The 7,846-nt window shown below is 69.3% G+C and carries 6 protein-coding genes; 3 read left to right on the top strand and 3 right to left on the bottom strand.

What is annotated here, in order from left to right; genetic code table 11:
* Nucleotides 1-36 precede the first annotated feature (36 nt).
* Nucleotides 37-2,019 carry an OPT family oligopeptide transporter gene (locus ACHFFZ_RS02855; protein WP_394275153.1) on the bottom strand — a complete coding sequence of 661 codons (1,983 nt, stop codon included), beginning with the start codon at nucleotides 2,017-2,019 and terminating at the stop codon, nucleotides 37-39.
* Between the two features lie 134 nt (nucleotides 2,020-2,153).
* On the opposite strand from ACHFFZ_RS02855, the gene ACHFFZ_RS02850 reads away from it, so the two are divergent.
* Entirely contained in the window at nucleotides 2,154-3,842 is a 1,689-nt protein-coding gene (locus ACHFFZ_RS02850; protein WP_394275152.1) for a glycoside hydrolase family 13 protein, read from the top strand.
* Nucleotides 3,843-3,917: 75 nt separating this feature from the next.
* Here ACHFFZ_RS02850 and ACHFFZ_RS02845 read toward each other — a convergent pair whose 3' ends face one another.
* On the bottom strand, nucleotides 3,918-4,769 hold the full coding sequence (locus tag ACHFFZ_RS02845) for an acyl-CoA thioesterase (RefSeq protein ID WP_394275151.1): 852 nt from the start codon (nucleotides 4,767-4,769) through the stop codon (nucleotides 3,918-3,920).
* Nucleotides 4,770-4,773: 4 nt separating this feature from the next.
* Nucleotides 4,774-6,627 carry an AMP-dependent synthetase/ligase gene (locus ACHFFZ_RS02840; protein WP_394275150.1) on the bottom strand — a complete coding sequence of 618 codons (1,854 nt, stop codon included), beginning with the start codon at nucleotides 6,625-6,627 and terminating at the stop codon, nucleotides 4,774-4,776.
* A gap of 105 nt (nucleotides 6,628-6,732) precedes the next feature.
* Between ACHFFZ_RS02840 and ACHFFZ_RS02835 the strand changes: the two genes are divergently transcribed.
* Both ACHFFZ_RS02835 and ACHFFZ_RS02830 read left to right on the top strand, forming a co-directional pair.
* Nucleotides 6,733-7,188: a MarR family winged helix-turn-helix transcriptional regulator gene (locus tag ACHFFZ_RS02835; RefSeq protein ID WP_394275149.1), complete on the top strand. Its 456-nt coding sequence runs from the start codon at nucleotides 6,733-6,735 to the stop codon at nucleotides 7,186-7,188.
* A 4-nt stretch (nucleotides 7,189-7,192) separates the two neighbouring features.
* Nucleotides 7,193-7,846, top strand: a 654-nt coding sequence (locus ACHFFZ_RS02830) for an FAD-binding oxidoreductase (protein WP_394275148.1), incomplete at its 3' end; no start/stop codon positions are given.

Genomic DNA, 7,846 nt, shown 5'->3' with positions numbered 1-7,846 from the left:
ATACTCCCCTTCGTCATGCCCTGGGACGCGAGGTCCTCAGGCGCGGTCAGTGCTCATCCGCCGGGTCCACTGGTAGAGCGCGCCCACCACCAGGGCAAAGACGGCGATGCCAGCCAGCTGGGCCGGGTTGGCCCACGCCTTGCTCGTGATGACGGCCATCGGCTCCTCGGAACCGGTGGCGGCGACGATGCCGGCGTAGATGACGCCGAACAGGCTCTCGCCGACGATCAGGCCGGTGGCCAGTAGGGTGCCCATCCGCTTGGAGCGTTCCGGGTTGGCGGTGCGGTTGGCCCACTTGTCGTAGAACAGGCCCAGCAGGGCGCCGATCGGGATCATCAGGGTGAGGCTGATCGGCAGGTACATGCCCATGCCGACGGCCAGCGGAGGCAGCGCCAGGCGGCCCTTGCTGGTCAGGCCGAGCACCTCGTTGATGGCGATGACCACGCAGCCGATCAGCGCGCCCAGACCGAGCAGCTTCCAGTCCAGCCCGCCACCGAGCACGCCCTTGGCCAGGGTGGAGATCAGCGAGGCCTGCGGGGCGGCCAGCGCTCCGGGGCCGGCGCCGGGGGCGCCGGCGAAGCCGAAGGAGGTGTTCATGACGCCCAGCACCGGCGGGATGATCGCCGAGCCGAAGGCCACGCCGATCACCAGCGCGACCTGCTGCTTCCACGGGGTGGCGCCGACCAGCTGGCCGGTCTTGAGGTCCTGCAGGTTGTCATTGCTGATCGTGGCGACGCCGAAGACGACGGCGGTGGTGAACAGGGTGTAGGCCACCAGCGCCTCGGTCATCTCGCCGGTGCCAGCGCCGTGCACGCCCTTGATGAGCAGTGCGGCGGCGATGGCGACGATGATGCCGACGCCGGAGATGGGCGAGTTGGAGGCGCCGATGAGGCCGGCCATGTAGCCGCAGACCGAGGCGACGAACAGTCCGACCAGCAGCACGAAGAGCACCGAGGTGATCACCAGGCCGGTCGAGTTGCCCTCCAGTGGGGTGCCCTGGGTGAACAGCCACAGCAGCGCGCCGATGGGCAGCATCGAGGCCAGGGTGGTGCCGATGACCACCTTCATGGACAGGTCGCGCTCCTCGATGGCGAGGTCGGCGCTGGCCTGGCGGTGCGCGGCCAGGGACTGGCTGATGCCCTTGATGATGGGGCCGATGATCTTGACCAGGGTCCACACGGCGGCAACCGCCATGGTGCCGGCGCCGATCAGGCGCACGTCGCTGGAGAAGACGGCCTTCACGCCGTCGGCCAGCGGCAGGGCCGGGTCGAGCTGGCCTCGGGTCATCATCGGCAGGATGACGCCATAGCTGATCAGCAGGCCGACGACCATGGCGATGCCGACGGTCATGCCCACGAGGTGACCGACGCCGATCAGCGCCAGCGACAGGCTGGAGCCGACCATGGTTCCGCCGGTGCCCACGCGGAAGACGTGCTGGACACCCTCGGCGACGAGCTTCATCTTGGCGATGATGGTGAAGGCGGCGGCGGCCAGGCCGGAGACAATGATCACCTTGAGGCCCTGGGCATTCTCCTGGCCGCCCTCGGCGGAGTCACCGACGCGCAGCACCTCGGCGGCGGCGACGCCCTCCGGGTAGGGCAGGTCGGAGCCGGTCACCAGGGCGCGGCGCAGCGGGATGGAGTACATGACGCCCAGCACACCGCCGAAGAAGCAGACGGCGGCGGTGGTCCAGTAGGGGAAACCCTGCCAGTAGCCGAGCATCACCAGGCCGGGCAGGACGAAGATGATCGCGCTCAGCGTGCCGGCGGCGGACGCGATGGTCTGGACGATGTTGTTCTCGACGATGGTGTGGTCGTGGAACATACGCAGGATCGCCATCGAGATGACGGCGGCCGGGATCGAGGTGGCGAAGGTGAGTCCCACCTTGAGCCCGAGGTAGACATTCGCCGCGGTGAACACGAGCGTGATGATGCCGCCGATGATGACACCGCGCAGGGTCAGCTCCTTGATGCTGGCCCTGTCTGGCTGTCCTACCGGCGCTGTGGTGGATGTGGACACGAAAATCTCCTGTTGCAGGCGCACTTGAGGTACGCGACCGCAAGATCTTACGTCGCCGAGTGGTGAGCAGTGCACACAGGTGACACCCAGCTGCGGGTTTCCACCCGGTAGGTGCCACTGACTAGGGTTGACCGGTGACTTTCCAGGACCCGAACTGGTGGCGCCATGCCGTCACCTACCAGATCTATCCACGCAGTTTCGCCGACGCCGACGGCGACGGCACCGGTGATGTCCGGGGCATGATCGAGCGCCTGCCCCACCTCAAGGAACTGGGGGTCGACGCCGTCTGGGTCTCACCCTGGTACCCCTCGCCGCTGTGGGACGGCGGCTACGACGTCAGCGACTACCGCGACATCCACCCCGACTTCGGCACCCTCTCCGAGGCCGACGAGTTCGTCCAGACCGCCCACGCCCTGGGACTGCGGGTGCTGATCGACCTGGTGCCGAACCATTGCTCCATCGACCACCCGCTCTTCCAGAAGGCCCTGACCACCCAGCCCGGATCCCCCGAGCGCGACCTGTTCGTCTTCCGCGACGGCAAGGGCCCCGACGGCGACGAGCCCCCCACCAACTGGGGCGCGCTGTTCGGCGGGTCCATGTGGGAGCGCACCACCAACCCTGACGGAACCCTTGGCCAGTACTACCTGCACATGTTCGCTCCGGAGCAGCCCGACTGGAACTGGGAGAACGAGCAGGTGCGCGCCGAGATCGACTCGGTGCTGCGCTTCTGGTTCGACCGGGGCGTCGACGGCTTCCGCATCGACGTCGCCGACAGCCTCGTCAAGGACCTCAGCTGGCCCGATGTCCCGGTGGACCCGAAGACCGGCTTCGGCGAGGTGACCAAGACCGTCGGTGCGCCGATGTGGGACCAGCCCGGCCTGGCCGAGATCCAGCGCCGCTGGCGTGCCATCGCCGAGAGCTATGCCGGCACCGAGCTGGGCGAGCGCATCTTCGTCAGCGAGGCCTACCTGCCGCTGGACCGCCTGGTGGACTATGTGCGGTCCGACCGGCTGCACACCACCTTCTGCTTCGACTTCCTCACCTCCGAGTGGAGCGCGGGCAGCCTGCGCACCGCCATCGACTCCGGCATCGACGGCCACGCCGCCGTCGGGGCGCCCACCATCTGGGTGCTGGAGAACCACGACGTGATGCGCGTGGCCAGCCGTTACGGCAAGACGAAGTCGGGCCGGCGCTACAGCACACTGGCCCACGAGGACGACCCGCACTGGCAGGAGGCCTTCGCGGGGCAGCCCACGGACGTGGAGCTCGGCCGGCGCCGTGCCCGGGCCGCCGTGATGCTGATGCTCGCCCTGCCCGGCGGGGCCTACCTGTACCAGGGCCAGGAGCTGGGCCTGACCGAGGTGGAGGACCTGCCCGAGGAGGTCCTGCAGGACCCCACCTGGGTGCGCTCCAACCACACGGTGCGTGGCCGCGACGGCTGCCGGGTGCCGATCCCGTGGAGCGGACAGGCGCCGCCCTTCGGCTGGGCCTCCGAGCAGCCCGACGGGGAGCCGTGGCTCCCCCAGCCGGCCAGCTGGGCTCCGTGGACCGTCGAGAAGCAGCAGGACGATCCGGCCTCGATGCTGGAACTGGTGCGCGAACTGCTGCGGCTGCGGCACGAGCACCAGGCACTGGGCGACGGGCTGATGGCCTGGGACGAGACACCGGAGCAGGTGCTGAGCTTCACCCGAGAGCCGGGCTTGCGGTGTGTGGTGAACTTCGGCGACGAACCGGTGGCGCTCGACGGGAAGGTGCTGGTCTCCAGTGTCAAGCTCGTCGACGGCCAGCTGCCGGCCGATGCCGCGGCCTGGCTGCAGGTCTGAGCCTCGCCAACGCAGTGAGGGCCTGCCACCCCGTTGTGGGGAGGGCTGGCCCTCACTCCATGCCAGGGACGTGCCTCAGCTGACCAGCAGACGCCCCAGCGCCTCGCGGGAGGACTCCGGCAGTTCCCGCTTGGTGCCCTGCGCGTCGGTGCACACCTGGACGGTGCGCACCCGGCACAGGACGCTGCCGCCCAGCGGGTCGACGATCTCTGCCGCGAGCCGGATCGAGGTGCGTCCCAGGCCGGTGACGGCGGTGTGCACCTCGAAGGGCTCGGGGCGGTGGTCGATCTGGGCCAGGTGGTCGATGTCCTGCCGGGCCACCACCCACCGGGTCTGGCCGCCGTCGCGCGCCATGGCGGGGTCCACCGAGGTGGTGGCGTCGATCCTGGCCTCCTGAACGTAGTCGAAGTAGCGCACGTTGTTGACGTGGCCGTAACGGTCCAGGTCGCCCCAGCGCACCTGCACGGGATGCACGTGGCCACGGCCCTCCAGCGCCGGTGCCGTCAACGGCGGTATCGGTTCACGCTCCTCGGCCTCGCCGGCGAACCAGGCACGCTCGTCGGCGGTGAGCCGGCGCGGGCGCTGGCTGGCGAAGTCGAAGGGGCACATGCGGCTGGTGGCGCTCACGCACACCTGGCCTTCCTGCACCAGCTCATAGGCCAGGTCGAAGCGCGAGGCGCCCACGTGGGTGATGCCGATGCGCACCTGCAGAGGCTCACGGCTGAAGGCGATGGCGCGACGGTAGTCCACCTGGTGGCCCACCACCACCACTCCCCCGCCGAGCAGGTGCTCGACCGGGGTGTCGACCATCAGCCCGGCGCGGGCCTCCTGCATGTACTCCACCGCCATGGAGTTGTTGACGTGGCCCTGCAGGTCGAGGTCCACCCAGCGCAGGGGCACGTCGACCACCGCGGTCGGGAATCCCACCGGCTCAGTCCTCCGCGTCGTAGAGCGAGTCGACCACGTGGGCGTACTTCTTGGCGATGACCCCGCGGCGCACCTTCATGCTGGGGGTGACGCCGCCGTCGGCCACGCTGAACTCGTGGTCCAGGATGGCGAAACGCTTGACGGTCTCCCATCGCTCCAGGCGGGTGTTGGCCTTGGCCATGAAGCGGTCCATCGAGGCCTTGATCTCGGGCAGCTGCGTGAGCTCCTCATAGCTGGCATTGGGATGGCCGTGGTTCCTGCCCCACTTCAGCAGGGCATCACGCTCCATGGTCACCAGGGCGACGATGTACTTGCGGCCTTCGCCCAGCGCCACCGCCTGGCTGACATAGGGGATGTTGGCGGTGATGGCATTCTCGACCTTCTGCGGGGCGACGTACTTGCCGCCGGAGGTCTTCATCAGGTCGCGCTTGCGGTCGGTGACGGTCAGGTAGCCGTCGCCGTCCAGTTCGCCCAGGTCGCCGGTGTGGAACCAGCCGTCCTCGTCGAAGACCTGCGCGGTCTTCTCGGGCGCGCCGTGGTAGCCGCGGAAGATGGTGGGGCCCTTGAGCAGCACCTCGCCGTCGTCGTCGATCTTCACCTCCAGGCCCGGCAGCACCGGGCCGACGCTGCCGAAGCGCGGCTGGCCGTGGGGGGTGAGGAAGGCGATGGCGGTGGTCTCGGTGGAGCCGTAGCCCTCGATGACGGTGATCCCGGCCGAGTAGAACCACTCCTGCACCTGGCTGGACAGCTTGGCCGATCCCGAGATGAGGAAGCGGATGTTGCCGCCCATGGTCTTCTTCAACTTGCTGAACACGAGCCGGTCGGCCAGGGCATAGCGGGCGGCGAGCCTCTTGGGCAGCGGCCTGCCGGCCAGGCGGTAGGGGCGTGAGGCGCGTCCGACGGCAAAGGCCCACTGCGCCACCTTCGACTTCACGCCCGAGGTGGGATTGGCGGTGATCACGGCGGCGCGCACCTTCTCGAAGATGCGCGGGGCGCCGCACATGATGGTCGGTCGGGTCTCTTCCAGACCCGCGACGATCCGGTCGACGCGGCCGTCGACGGCGGTGGAAAAGCCGAGCGCCAGCTGGACTGCCACCAGGCAGTTGCCAAAGACGTGGGACAGCGGCAGCCACAGGTAGTGGCGGTCGGTCGCGTCGATCATGCCCATGTGCGCGACACCATTGGCGACGAAGGCGAAGGCCCGCTGGTCGAGCTCCACTCCCTTGGGACGGCCGGTGGTTCCCGAGGTGTAGATCAGGGTTGCCAGGTGGTGCGGCTCGATCCCGGTCACCACCTCCCGCAGCCGCTCGGGCTGCTCGGCCAGCAGCGTGCGGCCCCGCTCCTGCAGCTGCTGCCAGGTGAGCACGCGCTGGTCGACGCGTTCGGCGGCGGTGCGGTCGTCGTCGATGATGACGATGTGGCGCACCTGGTCGTAGAGCTCGTCGTCGTGCAGCTGGACCTTGGCCACCTGTGCCTGGTTCTCGGCCACCAGGACGGCCGAAGCCGAGTCCTGCATGATGTACAGCACGTCGTGGTCGGTGGTGTTGGGGTAGATGGCGGTCACGGCACCAGCCGCGGTCTGCGTGGCCAGGCTGGCCAGGATCCACTCGTAGCGGGTCTGGCTGCTGATCGCGACCCGGTCCTCGGGGGCCAGGCCGAGCGAGAGCAGCCCTGCCGCCAGCTCGTCGACCTGCTCACCGAAGGCGGCCCAGCTGACCTCTTCCCACTGGTTGGGCCCCTCGGGCGCGCGGTCGGGGACCAGGAAGGCCAGGCCGTCCGGCGTCGCCTCCACCCGGTCCACCAGCATCTGCGCGATGCTCGGGGCACACGCCTGACCTATCTCTTCCTGGAGCGTCATCGACGCCTCACCAGCCTTTCGTATCGAGCACAAATCCTACTGGTGGCTGCCCGGGGGCTACCCATCCAGCGTCCGGGGCGGGCTCCTGTTCATTATGATCAACCCATGGACACGAGTGAGACCCGCTGGTTGGACGCAGAGCAGCAACGGATCTGGCGCACCTATCTGTTGGCCGTTGCCCGGGTCGACAACTACCTCGACCAGGACCTGCGCCGGCACGGCCTCGACCTGGCCGAGTACGAGATCCTGGTGGTGCTCAGCGAGGCCGAGGGCCAGCGGATGCGGATGAGCGAGCTGGCCGACATGGTGCACCAGTCCCGCTCGCGCCTCACCCATGCCGTCAGCCGGATGGAGAAGTCGGGCTGGGTGGAGCGCACGTCGGCCCCCGAGGACCGTCGCGGTGTGGTCGCGGTGCTCACCCCGGCGGGCCATGAGCTTCTGGTCGGCGCCGCCCCCTCGCACGTCGCGGCGGTGCGCCGCATCCTCGTCGATGCCTGCGCTCCCGAGGACTTCGCGGCGCTGGGACGGGTGATGACGGCCGTGATGGCGGTGCAAGACTGAGCGTGTGACCACGCTCGACGACTTCCTAGCCCAGCCGGGAACCGCCGCCTGCACCGATGCGGGCACTCTGACCCGGGCCCTCTACTCCTCCGACGGCTCCATCTACCGGGTGGTGCCACAGGCCGTCGCTCGGCCGCGGACCGTCGACGAGCTGGTGACGGTGACCCGCGCCGCCCTCGAGGTGGGGCTGCCGATCGTCGCCCGCGGCGCCGGTACCTCCTGCGCCGGCAATGCGGTGGGCGAGGGCCTGGTCATCGACGTCTCCCGCCACCTCAATGCCATCGGCACCATCGATCCCGAGGCCCGCACCGCGGTGGTGCAGCCGGGTGTGGTGCAACAGTCGCTGCAGGTGGCGGCACGCCCGCACGGGCTGCGCTTCGGCCCCGACCCATCGACCGCCACTCGGTGCACGATCGGCGGCATGATCGGCAACAATGCCTGCGGCCCGCGCGCTCTGGGCTACGGCCGGAGCGCCGACAATGTGGTCGCCCTCGACGTGCTCACCGGCACCGGCGAGCTCCTCCGGCTGGGCACCGGCGGCTCCGACGCCGCTCCCCTGCCGGCGCTGCGGGACCTCGTCGCCGCCAACCTGGGCACCATCCGCACCGAGTTCGGGCACTTCAGCCGGCAGGTCTCCGGCTACTCGCTGGAACACCTG

The sequence above is a fragment of the Luteococcus sp. genome, from assembly GCF_043424415.1.
GTDB lineage: Bacteria > Actinomycetota > Actinomycetes > Propionibacteriales > Propionibacteriaceae > Luteococcus.
Note: the sequence above shows the minus strand (reverse complement) of the source record. Positions and strands in the feature narration are given on the sequence as shown.